Origin of the sequence: Agromyces neolithicus, assembly GCF_039529735.1 — a bacterium.
Taxonomy (GTDB): domain Bacteria; phylum Actinomycetota; class Actinomycetes; order Actinomycetales; family Microbacteriaceae; genus Agromyces; species Agromyces neolithicus.
On record NZ_BAAANJ010000006.1, the window covers coordinates 125,333 to 141,607 of the forward strand.

The following is a 16,275-nucleotide window of genomic DNA, read 5'->3' on the forward strand; positions in this document are numbered from 1 at the left end:
GGGTACTCTTGGCGGATGACCACGCCGCCGCCCGCGCCTGAGCACCTGCACCACTGGGTCGTGACCCTCAGCTGCATCGACGGCCCCGGCATCGTGCACGCGATCTCGGGCGCGATCGTCGCAGCGCGCGGCAACATCACCGAGAGCCAGCAGTTCGCGAGCCTCGACACGGGCCGGTTCTTCATGCGCCTGCAGGTCGAGTCGCAGGCCTCACGTGACGAATTCGAGGCGGCGCTCGCGCCCGTCACCGAGCGGTGGCAGATGCAATGGCACCTCGACGAGGTGGGTCGTGCGCTGCGCACCCTGGTGCTGGCGTCGACCGCCGGGCACTGCGTGAACGACCTGCTGTTCCGCCAGCGGGCGGGCCAGTTGCCCGTCGAGATCCCGCTCGTGCTCTCGAACCACGGCACGCTGCGCGACCTCGTCGACTTCTACGGGGTGCCGTTCGAGTCGCTCGCGGTGACCGATGCGGCGTCGAAGGCCGCGTTCGAGGCGCGAGTGCTCGCCGCGGTCGACGAACACGACATCGAGCTCGTCGTGCTCGCGCGCTACATGCAGATCCTCTCACCCGAGCTGTGCGACGCGCTCGCCGGCCGGTGCATCAACATCCACCACTCGTTCCTGCCGGGCTTCAAGGGCGCGAACCCCTACCGGCAGGCGCACGCCCGCGGGGTGAAGCTCATCGGCGCCACCGCGCACTTCGTGACCAGCGATCTCGATGAGGGGCCGATCATCGAGCAGAACGTCGTTCGCGTCGACCACTCGCGCAGCCCCGGCGAGCTCGTGGCCATCGGTCAAGATGAAGAGAGCCGCACGCTCAGCCAGGCCGTGAAATGGTTCGCCGAGCGGCGGGTGCTGCTCGACGGCGCACGCACCATCATCTTCCGCTGATCCGGCCGCGCCGCCGCCGGTAGGCTTGAGGGTCGTGAGCACCGCACCAGCAGACCCCCAGCAGCCGAAGATCGGCCCGAACGACGTCCTCCGATTCTTCCTCGAGCTGTTCGCGTTCGTGTCACTCGGCATCTGGGGCTTCCTGGCGTTCCCGCTGCCGTGGCCGGGGGTGCTCATCGGCATCGGCGCTCCGCTGCTCGCGATCCTCGCATGGGCTCTTTTCGTGTCGCCGAAGGCGGTGTTCCACATCGACCCGTTCGGCAAGGCGCTCGTCGAGATCGCCGTGTTCTCGGCGGCGGCCATCGGGTGGTGGACACTCGGTCAGCCGATCGTCGCGGTCGTGTTCGCCGTCGTCGCCGCGGTGAGCGGCATCCTGCACGGCCGCAAAGAGCTGGCAGGCTGAATCCCGGCCGCCGCTCGCGGCCCACTGTTCGAGAGGCGTTCGCATGGCATCGACCGGTCCGGTGTTCAACAGCCTCGTGTTCGACGAGATCGCGGCGCCTGATCATCTCGACCTGATCGCGGTGCCGTTGCCGCGGCGCGCGCCCGTCGATCCGGCGATCTGGGCGAGCGAGCTCTTCACGATCCCGTCGACCCCCGTCTGGGTGCGCGCGGCATTCCTCGTGCGGCAGGCGCTCGCACCCCTCATCGGAGTTCCCCGGGGTGATCGGGCGACCGCGTTCGCGGTGCAGCGGGTCGTCGGCGAGGAGGCGCTCATCGTCACGCCCGATCGGCACCTCGATTTCGCCTGTGCCGTCGGTGTCGACGTGGAACGCCGCCTCGTGCGGGTGGTCACCGCGGTTCGCCTGCACGGATGGCGCGGCCACGTGTACTTCGCACCGGTCAAGCTCGCGCACCCGCTCGTCGTCACCTCGATGCTGCGCCGAACGGCGGCGCGCCTCGGCCGCGCCTGACGAGTGGGGCGGCGGTCGAGTGGGGCAGCGGCCGGGCCGGGCTCAGGCCGTCAGATGCCCTGCCATGCGGGCTTGTTCGCGTAGGCGTACCGGTAGTAGTCGAGGTTCTCGAGCTGCGACGCGGCCGCCTCGTCGACGATGACCGTGGTGTGCGGATGCAGCTGGATCGCCGAGCCCGGCTGGTTCGCCGACACCGGGCCCTCGACGGCCGCAGCGACCGCGTGCGCCTTCGCCTCGCCGAACGCGAGCAGCACGAGGTGCCGGGCCCGCAAGATCGTGCCGATGCCCTGGGTGATGCAGTGCATGGGCACGTCGTCAGGGCTGTCGAAGAAGCGGGCGTTGTCGACGCGGGTCGGCTCGGTGAGGGTCTTCACCCGCGTGAGCGACGCGAGCGACGAGCCGGGCTCGTTGAACCCGATGTGCCCGGTGCGGCCGATGCCGAGGATCTGCAGGTCGACTCCCCCGGCGGCCGTGATCGCCGCCTCGTAGTCGGCGCCGGCGTGCTCGATGCCCGCCGGGTCGCCGTTCGGCACACGCACGAGCTCGGGGGTGAGCCCGAGCGGCTCGACGACCTCACGGGTGATGACCGCACGGTAGCTCTCGGGGTGACCGGCCGGCAGGCCGACGTACTCGTCGAGCGCGAACCCGCGCACCCCGCGCACGTCGATACCGTCGGCGGCGATGCGCGACGCGAGCGCACGGTAGGTCGCGAGCGGGGTCGACCCGGTCGCAAGGCCCAGCACCGCATCGGGCTTCGACCTGATGAGCGACACGATCGCACCGGCGACGAGCGCGCCCGCGGCATCCTGATCTTCGACGACTACGACTTCTGCCATTGATCTGCTCCAACCAGCGCAGCACCGACGGCTGCTGCCGGGAATCCGAGGGGTAGGACCTGCACGCGAGCCGCGAGGTCGAGCGATGCGAGGAACGCCGACTCGGCGGCCCACCCGTTCAGGATACGGTGCGTTCCCTCGAGGAGCGATTCGGCGAGCGCGGCGAGGCCGCCACCGATGACGATGCTGTCGACGTCGGTGGTCAGGGCCAGCAGCCGCGCGGCAGCGGCGACGCCGGTGAGGAACCGGTCGCGCACGTCGATCGCCCGGGCATCGCCGGCCTCGGCCGCGTCGAACAGGTCTCGGGCCGGCAACGCGGCCGAGGTCGGCCACATGCGCGCGATCGCCGAGCCCGACGCAAGGGTCTCGAGGCAGCCGCGTTGGCCGCAGCCGCACTTCTCCCCCGCGGGATCGACGGGGATGTGGCCGATCTCACCGGCGACGCCGCGCCCGCCGCGCAGCAGCCTGCCGTCGAGCACGATGCCCGCCGCGAGCCCCGTGCCGAGATTCAGGTACGCCATCGAATGCGTCGCGCCGAGCAGGTGGTGGGCGCCGAGGGTCGCGGCCTTCACGTCGTTCTCGATGCGCACGTGCACCCCGAGCCGATCGGCGAGGCGCGGGCCGAGGTCGAGTCCCTCGAGTCCGAGGTTCACGGCGTGCGCGACGCGCCCACTCTCGCTGTCGACGGCGCCCGGAATGCCGATTCCGATCGACGAGAACACGGATGTCCCGGCCCCGGCGATCTCGGCCATCCGCGCGACCGTGCGCACCGCGGTCTCGATGACCTCTTCGGCGCCGAAGCCCGTGGGCATGCGCACCTGCTCGCTCAGGTCGCCGTGGGCACCGATCACGACGGCGGCGGTCTTCGTGCCGCCGATGTCGATGCCGAGCCTCACGGCGCGGCCGGCGCGGTCGCCACTGGTGCAGCGGTCTCGGTCGGCGCGGTGGTCGCCGCGGTGGTCGCCGCCGTGATCGGCGACGCGAGCCCCTGCTCGACGAGCGCGATGAGGGCCTCGCCGACGAGACGGGAGGCCCCGAACGTGGCGACGTCGGCGTAGGCGCGGTCGTGCGACGGCCAGCCCATGTCGATCACGACGACATCGGCACGGTCGATGCGCAGAGCGTCGATCGCGGCCCGGGCGAACGCGTGCCGGTGCAGGTCCTTGCCGATCACGAGCACGGTGCCGTCGTCGGGGATGCCGGTGACGACCCCGGTCGCATCGTCTCGTCGGTCGCCGGGCTCGTCGTCGGCCACGGCGATCACCGGCACCCCGGCGAGCCACGACGGCGTCTCGCTCGCCGCCTCCGCGGCGAACGGGCCCCAGGGTGCGATGCCGATCGCGATGTTGGCGATGGTGTCGACTCGCACGACCGCGCCGATGCGCGAGGTCTGCGAGAGGCGCGAGCGCGCGGCATCCGTCATTTCGAACGCATCGACGACGCGCGCGATGTCGGCGGCCTCGTGGACGGGCTCGATCACGCTCGACGCCGTAGTGCCGGCAGCCACCGCGGGGGCACCCGTGGCGAGTCCCCGCACGCGGGCTGCCGCATTGCGAACGCGGTCGGCGGGGAGCCGTCCCGACGCGATCGCGGCCTCGACGGCCGCCACGATGTCGGCGATCTCGTCGTCGGTGTTGTCGGTGCCGATGCAGAGCAGGTCGCACCCGGCGGCGAGGGCGCGCACGGCCGCTTCGGGGATGCCGTGCGCACCGCTCGCCCCCGCCATGTCGAGCGCGTCGGTGACGATGACGCCATCGAACCCGAGCTCGCCGCGCAGCAGGCCCTGCAGGATGCGCGGCGAGAGGGTGGCCGGATTGTCGGCATCGAGCTGTGGCAGCAGGATGTGCGAGGTCATGATCGTGCGTGAGCCGGCCGCGATCGCCGCACGGAACGGTGCGAACTCACGGGCGCGCAGCGTCTCGACCGGTAGGTCGACCACCGGCAGCTCGAGGTGCGAGTCGGTCGCAGTGTCGCCGTGGCCGGGGAAGTGCTTCGCGCTCGCCGCAATGCCCGTCTGCTGCAATCCCTCGATCCAGGCCGCGGTGTGCCTGGCGACGAGCTCGGCTTCGGCACCGAAGCTGCGCACGCCGATGACCGGGTTGTCGGGGTTCGCGTTGATGTCGACGTCGGGGGCGAAGGTCAGCGTGCAGCCCGTGGCGACGAGCGCGTCGCCGACGGCGGTCGCGATGCGGCGCGTGAGTGCGACGTCGTCGATGCGGCCGAGCACGGCGTTGCCGGGGAAGGGCGCGCCGCGGTCGTAGAAGAGCCGGGTCACGTCGCCGCCCTCCTCGTCGATCGCGATGACCGCGACGGGGTTCGCGGCACGCAGGGTCGCATTCAGGGCACCCAGCTGCTCGGCCGACTCGACGTTCTGCCCGAAGATGCACACGCCGCCGAGGCCGTCGTGCAGGCGGTCGAGCACCCAGGCGGGCGCCTCGGGTCCGTCGAATCCGGGCAGGAGCGTCGTCAGGATGTCCCGGCGCAGGCTGGTCGCGTCGCCGGTCGCAGTCGCCGTGGTCATCCCTTGACGGCCCCGCTCACGAGTCCGCTGCTCATGCGGCCCTGCACGATGAGGAAGAAGACGATCACCGGGACCGCGACGAGCGTCGATGCCGCCATGACCTGACCCCAGTCGGTCTCACGCGTCGCGCTGGCCTGGATGAACCCGCGCAGCCACAGCGGCAGCGTGTGCATCTGCTCGGCGGGCAGCAGCACGAGGGCGACGGTGAACTCGTTCCACGCCTGCAGGAACGCGAAGACGCCCGACGCGACGAGCCCAGGGGCAAGCAGCGGGAACGTGATGCGCATGAAGGCCTGTGTGCGGCTGAGGCCGTCGACCATCGCCGCCTCCTCGAGGTCGGCGGGGACGCCCGCGACGAAGCCCCGCAGCATCCAGACGGTGAACGGCACGACCGCGGCGGTGTAGATGATGCTGACGCCGATGACGGAGTTCAACAGCCCCACGCTCGAGACCATCTTGTACTGCGCGATGAACAGGCCCTCGGCCGGGAGCATCTGCACGATGAGCACGGCGAGCACGAAGGTCTTGCGGCCCCTGAACCGGAACCTGCTGATGGCCACCGCCGCGAGGAACGCGAACAACAGGCAGAAGAACACGGCGATGAGCGTGACCGAGAGGCTGATGCCGAGGGCGGAGAAGAACGAGCCGTCTTCGAGCACGTTCTCGTAGTTCGCGACGGAGCCGCCGAACGGCAGGAACGTCGGGATGAACGACTGCAGCGTGCGGTTGGGCAACAGCGACGAGTTCATCATCCAGTAGACGGGGAACACCCACGCCAGCGAGATCGCGAAGGCGAGGATCGTGAGCAGCACACGGCGGGGGCGGAAGCGCCGGCTCCACCGCGTGCGGGTGCGCACGCCGGCGATGGGCACCGCCGACGCGGTGGCCCCGAGCTCTCCGCCCGTGGGGATCGTGACGGAGGTGGTCATGACTGTTCGTCCTCCTTGAGCAGGGAGCGTACGTAGAACCAGCTGATCGCCAAGGTCAGGGCGAGCACGAAGATGGAGACCGCCGAGGCCATGCCGAAGTCCTGGGATCCGGCCCCGAGCTTGTAGATGTAGGTGCCGAGCAGGTCGAACTCCGAGGCCTTCGACCCGGCGTCCTGCAGCATGGTGATCTGCGTGAACACGCGCAGGTCCCAGATGAGCTGCAGCAGCAGCACGATCATGATGACCGGCCTGATCATCGGCAGGATGATGTGGCGCAGGCGCTTGGCGCCGTTCGCGCCGTCGAGCTGGGCGGCCTCGATGACCTCGTCGGACACCTGTGTGAGGCCGGCGTACACCGAGAAGGCGACGAACGGCACCGACATCCAGATCACGATGATGCTCGCGACGATGAAGAAGGTGAGCGGGTTCGACAGCCACGAGAAGCGGTTCATGTCGACGCCCGGAATCATGTCGAGCAGGTAGTTCACGAGGCCGCGACGGCGGTCGAAGAGCCAGATCCACACGGTCATCGCGGCGACGACGGGCATCGCCCAGGCCAGCAGCAGCGAGACCTGCAGCGTCAGTCGCGCGGTGCGGCCGACGGCCGTCATCAGCACCGCGAGCAGCACGCCGACGACGAGCGTCAGGGCGGCGGTGATGAAGCAGAACAGCAGGGAGCGGCCGACGACCTGCCACATGGTGGGGTCGGTGGCGAGGTCGATGTAGTTCTGCAGGCCGACGAAGTCGGCGGGCTTGCCGAACTGCTGCTGGATGCCGAACTCCTGCATCGACGTGATGCCCTGCCACACGAGCGGGTAGCCCATGCCGATCAACAGGATGGCGATGGCGGGGATGAGGAGCAGGTGCGGCACGGAGATGCGGCGACGCTTCGCGTCGGGCGTCGGGCGCGGCTTCTTCGCGGTCGGCGCGGCGGTGGTGCCAGGGGCGATGGTGTCGGTCACGGTCTCATCCTCCTTTCGGTGTGGAGCGGGTCGTGCGAGGTTCAGGGGTGGGGCCGCGGGCGAAGTCTCGCCCGCGGCCCCGAGTAGTGCAGGTCGCGGATGCCGGGGCATCCGCCTCGTGCTAGTTGAGCAGCTCGTTCAGCTTCTCGTCGTACTCGGCCGCGAGGTCGGCGACGTCGCCGCCGGCCGAGACCTTGCCGAAGAACTCCTCGAGGATGCCCGCGCCCTCGACCGCCGCCCAGCCGGGTGCGGCGGGGGTCAGCTTCGAGCCGGCGGCCGACTCGATGAGGGCCTTGGCGAACTGGTCGTCGCCGAGGCTCGACGCATAGTCGAGGTTCGCGGGGCCGAGCCCGTTCTTGCCGAGCATCTGCTGGTACTCCTCAGAGAAGATGATCTTCAGGAGTTCCTTGGCGCCGGCCTGGTTCTCACTGGCCGCCGACACGGCGATGTTCGATCCGCCCGCGAAGACCGGGGCGACCCCGCCGTCGACGCCGGGGAGCACGAACGTGCCGAACACGTCGTCGTTCCAGGTCGCGACCGTCTTGGTGGCGTCCTTGGGGTCGGGCGCGAGGTCGCCGATCGACCAGTGCGCCCATCCGGGAGCGATGATCGTCGCGGCCTCGGGCTTGCCCGTGGCGTCGTTGTTGTTGATGTTCACCCACGGGGTGCTGTCGAACTCGGTGACCGGGGCGTTCGAGGCGCCCACGAACAGCTCCTGGAACTGCTCGAGGCCCGTGACCGACTCGTCGGACGACAGGGCGCCGACCCACTCGTCGCCGTCCTTCACGGCGAGGTCGCCGCCGTTGGCGAAGATCCACGAGATGCCGTTGCGCCAGTCGGAGCCGCCGAGGTAGAAGCCCGACTGGGCGTCGGTGCGCAGCGCCTTCACGGTCTCGCCGAACTCGTCGAGGGTGGTGGGAACCTCCTTGCCCGCCGCAGCCCAGATGTCCTTTCGGTAGAAGTTGTAGCGCGAGCCGAAGTAGTACGGCAGCGCGTACTGAGCGCCGTCGACCTCGCCGACCTCGACGAACGACTGGAGCAGCTTGTCGCCGCCGAGCTCGTCGTACATGTCGGAGAGGTCGGTGAAGGCACCCGCGTTGGTGAACGTCGGCGACCACGTGTTGCCGATCTCGGTGACGTCGGGCGTGTTCGCGGCGTCGGGGAGCGCGGTCGTGAGCTTCGCGACGGCATCGCCCCAGCCCTGCTCCTCGATCGTGAGCGTGCCGCCGGTGACGTCGGCGTACTCGGACTTCAGGTAGTCGCGCAGCTCGTCGGGCGTGTCGCCGCCCATGAGCCACAGCGTGATGTCCTGACCTTCGGCAGACCCGTCATCGGCGGGCTCGCCGGTCGCGCTGCAACCGGCGAGAACAAGAGCTGCGGCGGTTGCGATCGCCGCGACTGCGTACTTTCTCTTCATTGCGATTTCCTTCTCTTGGGGGGTGTGGTGCGCCGGATGCGGTTCGGGTGAACGCGTCCGGCTGGCGGGCCTGCTATGAGACCCCGAGTTGTCCGGAGAGGACCATGACGGCCGCGCCGCGCAGCACGATGTCCTGCGCCTGCTCGGACATCCGGAGCCTCAGATCACGGTTGAATTCCGCCATCGTCCGCTTCCGGAGGGTGTCGACGGCCGCCTCGTGGAAGGCACCGTCGAGCAGTTGGGCGGGGCCGCTGAGCACGACCTCCGACAGGTTGAGCGCGCCGACGACCGGCGCGAGCACGATGGCGAGCCTGCGGCCCGCTTCGCGCAGGATGTCGTCGCGAGCGGATGCCCCGGCCGAGTCGTTCTCGTCGAGCTCGGCGAGTTGCGCCGTGAGCCTCGGTGCCGAGATCCATGCCTCGAGGCATCCGTCGCGGCCGCACACGCAGTGAGGGCCGCCGTCGGTGCCGACGACGACGTGGCCGATCTCGCCTGCGGCGAAGCCGCCGCCGATGACGGGACGACCGCCGACGATGAGCCCGGCGCCGACACCGTGGCCGATCTTGATGAGCAGCAGGTCGTCGACGGCGGTGGCGCCATGCTCGGCGAGCACGGCGACGTTGGCGTCGTTGGCGACGTGCACCGGCAGCGAGGTCGCGGCGGCGACGCGTGCCTGCAGCGGAAGGTCAGTCCAGCCGAGGTTGGGCGCCGAACGCACGACACCGAGCGGATCGACGACACCCGGCGAACCCACCCCGATGCCGAGCACCGGGATCGTCGCGGCGTCGACCAGTTGCCTGACGAGCGCATCGACGAGGGCGAGAGCCGCCTCACCGGTGACGCCGTCGCGTGCAAGCTCGGCGTGCGCGACGATGCGTCCTTCGAGGTCCATCACCGCCCCGCGGAACACCTCGTGTTCAGACAGGTCGACGCCGACGATCTGGAACGCCGCGCGGGCGATGTCGATGAGGGTCGCGGGCTTGCCCGGCCGCGCGTCTTCGCGCTGGCCGAGTTCGATCACGAGGCCCTCGGCGATGAGTTCGGCGACGAGGTCGGAGATCGTGACCCGAGTGAGGCCGGTCTCGCGGGCGAGGTCGGCGCGGCTCTGCCCGCCCGAAGTGTAGAGCGTCTGCAGCACGAGCGCGCGATTGTGGCTGCGAGCATGCTCGGGCAACACCTTGCTCGTGGGGCGCAGGGCTCGTGGCCGTGTGAAGATCGGAGCGCCGGCGAACGGCGCCGTGAGCAGGTCGGAGGCACCCATCTGAGTGGGGGGCGTGGGCTCCGAGGGGATCGGGCTCCGCTGCGCATCCGTTGCGTTCACGTTTGTTAGTAAACCTTACGAACAAACTCAGCGCAAGTCTTCACCCCGATCTCCCCGAGGCGTTACCGACTTGTAACCGGTCGAGCGGGTGCCAGCCCGCCCGGATTTATTCCATCCCGAAAACAGGAAGACACGCCGCACCGACCGCGAGAACAGGAAGACACGCCGAGCGGATGCCCCTCCATGCCTGTTTTCGGAACCAGATTGCCGGGCCACTCTCAGCGCGACGCCAGCGGCGCGACGCCCTCAGCGACCCGCGACCGCACCCCGCGAAACCACCCCGGCAGCGACATCCGACCGCCCTGCCGCCTTCGCGTCGCGCCGCCCGCCGATGGCGCGCAGCGCTGCGAGGATCGTGACCAGGTCGACCACCTCCTGCAACAGCGCCCCCACGGTCGCCGGGATGAAGCCGAATGCCGCGACCAGCATGAGCCCGACGCTCACGATGATGCCGATCCAGATGCTCTGCAACGCGATGCGCACCGTGTCGCGGCCGATCTCGACGGCCTTCGCCACACGCGAGATGTCGTCGACGAGGATGACCGCCGACGCCGACTCGCTCGCCGCCGTCGCGCCCTTGGCCCCCATCGCGATGCCGACGTCGGCGGCCGCGAGCACGGGCGCGTCGTTGACGCCGTCGCCGACCATGATCACGGGGCGCTCGGTGATCGCTGACACCTCGTGCACCTTGTCGACCGGCAGGCAGTCGGCGCGCACACGCGTGATGCCGAGCTCGGCGGCGATGTGGTCGGCGGTCGCCTTCGCGTCGCCGGTGAGCATCATCGTCTGGTGCACTCCGAGGGTGTCGAGCCGCTCGAGCGTCGAGTGCGCGTTCGAGCGCAGCCGGTCGCTCGCGAGCAGCGCCCCCGCGTAGCGGCCGTCGATGGCCACGTACACGGCGAGCTCACCAGGCGCGATGGCCGTCCGTGAGGCATCCGGCGCGTGCTCGCGCACGAACGCGAACTTGCCGACGACGACCTCGCGACCGTCGATCTTCGCCTGCACGCCGTTGGTCGCGGCCTCGCGCGCCCACTCGGCGTCGGCGAGCGGCAGGTCGCGCTCACGGGCCGCCTCGATCATCGAGGCGGCCAGCACGTGCGATGAATACTGCTCGGCGGATGCCACGGCCGCGAGCAGTTCGTCGCCGCCGAAGCCGCGCGTGGGGCGAACCGCCACGAGGGTGGGCTCGCCGCGCGTGAGCGTGCCCGTCTTGTCGAAGACGGCGGTCTTCGCGGCCGAGAGCTGCTCGAGCACTCCCCCGCCCTTGACGATCACGCCGTTGCGGGCGGCGCGGCTCATACCGCCGATGAATGCCACCGGCGCCGCGATGAGCAGCGGGCACGGGGTCGCGAGCACGAGCACCTCGGCGAACCGCACCGGGTCGCCCGACAGCCACCACGCCACCCCGGCGAGCGCGAGCGAGAACAGGGTGAACGGCACGGCGTAGCGGTCGGCGAGGCGCACGACGGGCGCCTTCGACTCGCTCGCCTCGGCGACGAGCGCCACGATCTGCTGGTACTGGCTGTCGGCGGCAGTCGCCGTCGCGACGATCTCGACGGCCGACTGCCCGTTCACGGCACCGCTCAGCACCGCGTCGCCCGCACGTTTCTCGGCGGGCACGCTCTCGCCCGTGATCGACGACTCGTCGAGCGTGGTCTCGGCCGACCGCAGGGTGCCGTCGACCGGCAGGATCTCGCTCGGCCGCACGAGCAGCACGTCGCCCGGCCGCACCTGATCGGCCGGGATCTCGACGATGTCGTCGCCCTCGAGGCGGTGCGCGAGCTGGGGTGCGCGGGTCAGCAGCGCGTCGAGCTCGCGCTTCGCACGCCGGTTGGCGTAGTCCTCGAGCGCCTCACCACCGGTGAGCATCAGCACCACGAGCAGCGCGGCGATGTACTCACCGACCGCCACGGTCGCGACGATGGCCGTGACCGCGAGGATGTCGAGCCCCCAGTGCCCGCGCAGCATGTCTCGCACCATGCCCACCGCCTGCCATGCGGCGATCGCGAGGGCGTAGCCGCTGAAGATCCACGGCACGGCACTGCCCGCGTCCATGAGGGCGAGCACGATGCCGAGACATCCGATCGCGAGCGTCAGCGTGACGACCCAATATCGGCGAACGAGCTTCAGGAGGCGAGCCATACTCCCATCCTGCCCTGCCTTCCCGACCCACCCGAAGACGCGTCGTCCCGGAAACAGGAAGACACGCCGAACGGGCTCCGAGAGCAGGAAGAAACGCCGAGCGGATGCCCCGGCATGCCTGTTTTCGAAACGCGTCGCCGACACGAAAGGGGCGGATGCCGCAGCATCCGCCCCTTCGTGGAACGCGACCGCAGACTACGCCGCTACGCGAGCCTTGAGGTTCGCCGAGAGGGTCGCGAGGAACTCCTCAGTCGTCTGGTACGTCTGCTCGGGGCCGACGAGCAGCGCCAGGTCTTTCGTCATCGCACCCGACTCGACGGTCTTGATGACGACGTCTTCGAGGGTGTGCGAGAAGTCGATGAGCGCCTGGTTGCCGTCGAGCTTGCCGCGGTGCGCGAGGCCGCGCGTCCACGCGTAGATCGACGCGATCGGGTTCGTCGAGGTGGGCTTGCCCTGCTGGTGCTGGCGGTAGTGGCGCGTGACCGTGCCGTGCGCCGCCTCGGCCTCGACGACCTTGCCGTCGGGCGTCGCGAGCACGCTCGTCATGAGGCCGAGCGAGCCGAAGCCCTGCGCGACGGTGTCGCTCTGCACGTCGCCGTCGTAGTTCTTGCACGCCCAGACGTAGCCGCCCTCCCACTTGAGGCTGGCTGCGACCATGTCGTCGATGAGGCGGTGCTCGTAGGTGAGGCCTGCCTCGTCGAACTTCTGCTTGAACTCGGTGTCGAAGACCTCTTGGAAGAGGTCCTTGAAGCGGCCGTCGTACGCCTTGAGGATCGTGTTCTTCGTCGAGAGGTACACCGGGTAGTTGCGGTCGAGGCCGTAGTTCAGCGAGGCGCGCGCGAAGTCCTTGATCGACTCGTCGAGGTTGTACATGCCCATCGCGACGCCCGAGCCCGGCGACTGGAACACCTCGAACTGCTGCGGCTCCGAGCCGTCTTTCGGGGTGAAGGTCATCGTGAGCGTGCCCTCGCCCTCGAAGCGGAAGTCGGTGGCGCGGTACTGGTCGCCGAACGCGTGGCGGCCGACGATGATCGGCTTGTTCCAGCCGGGAACCAGGCGCGGGATGTTCGAGATGATGATCGGCTCGCGGAAGATCACACCGCCGAGGATGTTGCGGATCGTGCCGTTGGGCGAACGCCACATCTTCTTCAGGCCGAACTCCTCGACGCGGGCCTCGTCGGGCGTGATCGTGGCGCACTTGACGCCGACGCCGTGCTTCTGGATGGCGTGCGCCGCGTCGATCGTGATCTGGTCGTCGGTCTCGTCGCGCTTCTGGATCGAGAGGTCGTAGTACTCGAGGTCGATGTCGAGGTACGGGTGGATCAGCTGGTCCTTGATGGCCTGCCAGATGATGCGCGTCATCTCGTCGCCGTCGAGCTCGACGACGGTGCCTTCAACCTTGATCTTCGACAAGAGTGTCTCCTTGGATTGTCGGGGAATGGGGAAAGTCGTTGGGCGTGAGCACGCCGTCGACCAGCTTACCGCGTTCGTCGAATATCTCGACATCGAGACATCCGGCTCGAAATCAAGAGATCCCACGGAACGTTGTGCGCACGCGGATCACGCAGGCAACCGCGCGATGACCGTCGTGCCGGCGCCACGCGGGCTCTCCACCTCGAACGTGCCGCCGGCGGCCTCGACCCGGTCGGCCATGCCCGTCATGCCCGAGCCGGTCGCATCCGCTCCCCCTGCGCCGTTGTCGCGGATCGTCACCACCAGCTGGCCGTCACCGTGGGCGATGCGCAGCCAGGCGCGGCTCGCGTGCGCGTGTTTCGCGACGTTCGCGAGCGCCTCCGAGGCGACGAAGTAGGCGGTCACCTCGACGATCTCGGGCAGCCGCCCCACGTCGGAGACGACCTCGACGGGAACGGGGCAGCGGCCGGCCAGCTCGGGGAGCGCCATCGCAAGGCCCCCTTGGCTCAGCAGCGAGGGGTGGATGCCGTGGGCGAGCTGCCGCAGCTCGGCGAGGGCGTCGCCGAGCTGCTCGATCGCGCTCTCGACCTCGGCTTCGAGCTGCGGGTCGGCGACGATGTTGCGCCGTTCCGCAACCGAGCGCAGGGTGATCGCGAGGGTGACGAGCCGCTGCTGGGCCCCGTCGTGCAGGTCGCGTTCGAGGCCCTTGCGCGCGGTGACGGCGGACTCGGCGATGCGCTGCCGGGACTGCCGCACGTGCTCGAGCGTACGCTCGACCTCGGCACGCAGGCGGCTGTTGTCGATCGTGAGGCGAAGCGCGCTCGAGATGCCGTCGAGCAGGCGGGTGTTCTGCGTGAGCACCTTGTCGTGCAAGATGACCGCGATGGGCGCGCCCTCGCGCGAGGTGATGGCGAGCGTTCCTTCGCCCGCCGCATGGGCTTCCGCGGTCTCACCTGCCGCATCGGCGTACCGGCCCGACGATTCATCCCACCAGTACACGCGCATCGACTCGTCCCCGAGCACCGTCTTCAGTGCTTCTGCCCACTGCCCCCGATCGGCCCCCTCGCGCGTGATGCGCATGAGGTCGGCCACGCGCACGCGCATGTTCCGGGCGTGGATGACGCCGGCGACATAGGCGATCGGGATCGAGGCGACCGTGAAGAGGGCGACGGTGTCGATAACGATGTCGGCGGAGGTGCCGGCGAGCCGGAACGCCTGGATCACCACGAGCATGATGGTCCACGAGAGCAGCGCGGCCGGCATGATGAACGCGACCGCCCGCGCCGGCACGCTGCCCCGCACCCATTGCAGCAGCAGCCGTGCCGAGACGACGATGACCACCGGGATGCCGATCCCCCGGTAGATCAGATCCGCGATCGCCCACGGCACGGGATCGTCGGTGATCGCGTACGCGTTGGGCACGCAGATGCAGTCGTCGGCCTCGGGCTGCCGCAACAGGAGCGTCGCAACGAAGAACGCCGCGCTCAGGACGATCATCGCGACGGCGACGAACCTGTCGAACCGTCCCGAGAACATGCCGAACGGGTAACTCAGAACGATCAGCATGAGCACGACCGTCCAGCTCAACTCGACGCCGGCCACGATCGGCCAGACCGCACCGTACGACGAGACGACGTTCAGGAACGTCTGCGGTATCCATGCCACCGGGAAGACGACCATGAGCAGCGCGGCGATTCCCGCGCGGGCGCCCCGGGTCGACCAGATCGCGCCGGCGCAGAGCGCGAAGACGACCGCGACGAAGAGGTGCACCGTGACCCAGGTGGGGTCGGGCCGAAGGTACGCGGGCGCGGCAAGGAACCCCGACACCTGCATCGCCGCGTTGAGGGCGATCGCCGCCACCACGGCGACGGTGCGCACGGCCACGGTGCGCACGGCGACGGTGCGCACGGCCAAGGTGCCGGACGTCGCGCTGCCCTCGGGCATCCGTCGCCCCCTCTCGTGGGCACCCCGAGCGGCCGCACGGCCGCTGAAGCCGACGATACGCCCTCGATCGTCGGCGGGGCGACGCGGATTCGAGCGCGGTGGGTCGCACTCGTTCGCGACGCCCACCTCTGCCGCACCCGGCTACCGACTTGCGCGCCCGACAGGTTAGCCTTGGCAGCATGGCTGAGCTGAGACTGGAAGACCTGTCCGCGTCGAACATCGTTGCCGCGAACTCGCTTTCGCTGAAGCCCGGCCAGGAGCAGTTCATCGCCCCCGTCACCTATTCGGCCGAAGCCTCGGTCGTGAACCCCGACACCGCCTGGCAGCGGGTGGCGCTGCTCGATCAGCGCGTCGTGGGCTTCATCCACGGCAATTTCGACCCCGAGAACCCTCATGAAGAGTTCCGCGCCTGCATCTGGCGCATCAACGTCGACGCCGAGGTGCAGGGCAAGGGTGTCGGCCGTTTTCTTGCGACGGCCCTCGCCGAAGAGGCCAAGCGCCGCGGGTTCGATCGCATCACCGTGTTGTGGGAGCCGGGCGAGCTCGGCCCCGAGGCGTTCTTCCACCGCATCGGCTTCGTCGACATCGGCGAGACCGCCTATGGCGACGTGATCGGCGCACTCGAGCTCTGACGCTCGTGGCGCGCGCCGTACCCGAACAGCCGCAGGGCTTCGTCGAGGCGGTGCTCGCCGTCGTCGCCGACATCCCGCCGGGCCGGGTCGCGACCTACGGCGACGTCGCCGCGCTGCTCGGTTCCCGAGGCGCGCGCGCCGTCGGGCAGGTGATGGCGAGGTACGGGTCGGATGTCCCGTGGTGGCGTGTCATCCGTGCCGGCGGCCACCCTCCGACTGGCCATGCCGAGCGCGCTCGCGCGCATTACGACCGCGAGGGCACGCCGTTGCGCGCCTCCGCCGGCGACGACGGCTACCGCATCGATCTCGCCGCGGCTCGCTGGCGCCCCTGACCCCCGACGCACCCGACGGCC

Annotated in this window: 15 protein-coding genes; 5 read left to right on the forward strand and 10 right to left on the reverse strand. The window is 69.7% G+C overall.

What is annotated here, in order from left to right:
* Window positions 1–15: 15 nt before the first annotated feature.
* The 3 genes from purU to ABD164_RS09450 are packed head-to-tail and all read left to right on the forward strand — an operon-like array spanning window position 16 to window position 1,805.
* Window positions 16–891 (forward strand): formyltetrahydrofolate deformylase, encoded by an 876-nt coding sequence (purU, locus tag ABD164_RS09440; RefSeq protein WP_344295640.1) that lies wholly within the window; start codon window positions 16–18, stop codon window positions 889–891.
* Window positions 892–925: 34 nt separating this feature from the next.
* Window positions 926–1,294 carry a YrdB family protein gene (locus ABD164_RS09445; protein ID WP_344295641.1) on the forward strand — a complete coding sequence of 123 codons (369 nt, stop codon included), beginning with the start codon at window positions 926–928 and terminating at the stop codon, window positions 1,292–1,294.
* Between the two features lie 43 nt (window positions 1,295–1,337).
* The gene (locus ABD164_RS09450) at window positions 1,338–1,805 is read left to right on the forward strand and encodes a DUF2867 domain-containing protein (protein ID WP_344295642.1); all 468 of its coding nucleotides are present in this window, start codon (window positions 1,338–1,340) and stop codon (window positions 1,803–1,805) included.
* A gap of 50 nt (window positions 1,806–1,855) precedes the next feature.
* Here the strand turns inward: ABD164_RS09450 and nagB are convergent, their stop codons facing one another.
* The 10 genes from nagB to ABD164_RS09500 form a co-directional block, all read right to left on the reverse strand.
* Complete coding sequence (nagB, locus tag ABD164_RS09455; protein ID WP_344295644.1) at window positions 1,856–2,641, reverse strand: glucosamine-6-phosphate deaminase; 786 nt, start codon at window positions 2,639–2,641, stop codon at window positions 1,856–1,858.
* Window positions 2,626–3,537 carry an ROK family protein gene (locus ABD164_RS09460; RefSeq protein WP_344295645.1) on the reverse strand — a complete coding sequence of 304 codons (912 nt, stop codon included), beginning with the start codon at window positions 3,535–3,537 and terminating at the stop codon, window positions 2,626–2,628. The genes nagB and ABD164_RS09460 overlap by 16 nt, the downstream gene beginning before the upstream one ends.
* Complete coding sequence (locus tag ABD164_RS09465) at window positions 3,534–5,162, reverse strand: glycoside hydrolase family 3 N-terminal domain-containing protein (protein WP_344295647.1); 1,629 nt, start codon at window positions 5,160–5,162, stop codon at window positions 3,534–3,536. The genes ABD164_RS09460 and ABD164_RS09465 overlap by 4 nt, the downstream gene beginning before the upstream one ends.
* Window positions 5,159–6,091 (reverse strand): carbohydrate ABC transporter permease, encoded by a 933-nt coding sequence (locus ABD164_RS09470; protein WP_344295648.1) that lies wholly within the window; start codon window positions 6,089–6,091, stop codon window positions 5,159–5,161. The genes ABD164_RS09465 and ABD164_RS09470 overlap by 4 nt, the downstream gene beginning before the upstream one ends.
* Window positions 6,088–7,053 carry a carbohydrate ABC transporter permease gene (locus ABD164_RS09475; protein WP_344295649.1) on the reverse strand — a complete coding sequence of 322 codons (966 nt, stop codon included), beginning with the start codon at window positions 7,051–7,053 and terminating at the stop codon, window positions 6,088–6,090. Before ABD164_RS09475 ends, ABD164_RS09470 begins: the two co-directional genes overlap by 4 nt.
* A gap of 121 nt (window positions 7,054–7,174) precedes the next feature.
* Complete coding sequence (locus ABD164_RS09480) at window positions 7,175–8,470, reverse strand: extracellular solute-binding protein (RefSeq protein ID WP_344295650.1); 1,296 nt, start codon at window positions 8,468–8,470, stop codon at window positions 7,175–7,177.
* Between the two features lie 73 nt (window positions 8,471–8,543).
* The gene (locus ABD164_RS09485; RefSeq protein WP_344295874.1) at window positions 8,544–9,731 is read right to left on the reverse strand and encodes an ROK family transcriptional regulator; all 1,188 of its coding nucleotides are present in this window, start codon (window positions 9,729–9,731) and stop codon (window positions 8,544–8,546) included.
* 306 nt (window positions 9,732–10,037) lie between these two features.
* Window positions 10,038–11,933, reverse strand: coding sequence for a heavy metal translocating P-type ATPase (locus ABD164_RS09490; protein ID WP_344295652.1), 1,896 nt, complete (start codon window positions 11,931–11,933; stop codon window positions 10,038–10,040).
* Window positions 11,934–12,128: 195 nt separating this feature from the next.
* Window positions 12,129–13,346 carry an NADP-dependent isocitrate dehydrogenase gene (locus tag ABD164_RS09495; RefSeq protein WP_344295654.1) on the reverse strand — a complete coding sequence of 406 codons (1,218 nt, stop codon included), beginning with the start codon at window positions 13,344–13,346 and terminating at the stop codon, window positions 12,129–12,131.
* Window positions 13,347–13,493: 147 nt separating this feature from the next.
* Window positions 13,494–15,290: a sensor histidine kinase gene (locus ABD164_RS09500; protein ID WP_344295656.1), complete on the reverse strand. Its 1,797-nt coding sequence runs from the start codon at window positions 15,288–15,290 to the stop codon at window positions 13,494–13,496.
* Window positions 15,291–15,469: 179 nt separating this feature from the next.
* Here ABD164_RS09500 and ABD164_RS09505 point away from each other — a divergent pair, with 179 nt between their 5' ends.
* Entirely contained in the window at window positions 15,470–15,922 is a 453-nt protein-coding gene (locus ABD164_RS09505; RefSeq protein WP_344295658.1) for a GNAT family N-acetyltransferase, read from the forward strand.
* A gap of 5 nt (window positions 15,923–15,927) precedes the next feature.
* Complete coding sequence (locus ABD164_RS09510; RefSeq protein WP_344295660.1) at window positions 15,928–16,254, forward strand: MGMT family protein; 327 nt, start codon at window positions 15,928–15,930, stop codon at window positions 16,252–16,254.
* Window positions 16,255–16,275 lie beyond the last annotated feature (21 nt).

What these genes read in the sequence shown, in the direction of transcription:
- purU (WP_344295640.1), top strand. Translation starts at nt 16, where the DNA reads ATGACCACGCCGCCGCCCGCGCCTGAGCACCTGCACCACTGGGTCGTG.
- ABD164_RS09450 (WP_344295642.1), top strand. Translation starts at nt 1,338, where the DNA reads ATGGCATCGACCGGTCCGGTGTTCAACAGCCTCGTGTTCGACGAGATC.
- nagB (WP_344295644.1), bottom strand. Translation starts at nt 2,641, where the DNA reads ATGGCAGAAGTCGTAGTCGTCGAAGATCAGGATGCCGCGGGCGCGCTC.
- ABD164_RS09465 (WP_344295647.1), bottom strand. Translation starts at nt 5,162, where the DNA reads ATGACCACGGCGACTGCGACCGGCGACGCGACCAGCCTGCGCCGGGAC.
- ABD164_RS09470 (WP_344295648.1), bottom strand. Translation starts at nt 6,091, where the DNA reads ATGACCACCTCCGTCACGATCCCCACGGGCGGAGAGCTCGGGGCCACC.
- ABD164_RS09480 (WP_344295650.1), bottom strand. Translation starts at nt 8,470, where the DNA reads ATGAAGAGAAAGTACGCAGTCGCGGCGATCGCAACCGCCGCAGCTCTT.
- ABD164_RS09485 (WP_344295874.1), bottom strand. Translation starts at nt 9,731, where the DNA reads ATGGGTGCCTCCGACCTGCTCACGGCGCCGTTCGCCGGCGCTCCGATC.
- ABD164_RS09490 (WP_344295652.1), bottom strand. Translation starts at nt 11,933, where the DNA reads ATGGCTCGCCTCCTGAAGCTCGTTCGCCGATATTGGGTCGTCACGCTG.
- ABD164_RS09500 (WP_344295656.1), bottom strand. Translation starts at nt 15,290, where the DNA reads ATGCCCGAGGGCAGCGCGACGTCCGGCACCTTGGCCGTGCGCACCGTC.
- ABD164_RS09505 (WP_344295658.1), top strand. Translation starts at nt 15,470, where the DNA reads ATGGCTGAGCTGAGACTGGAAGACCTGTCCGCGTCGAACATCGTTGCC.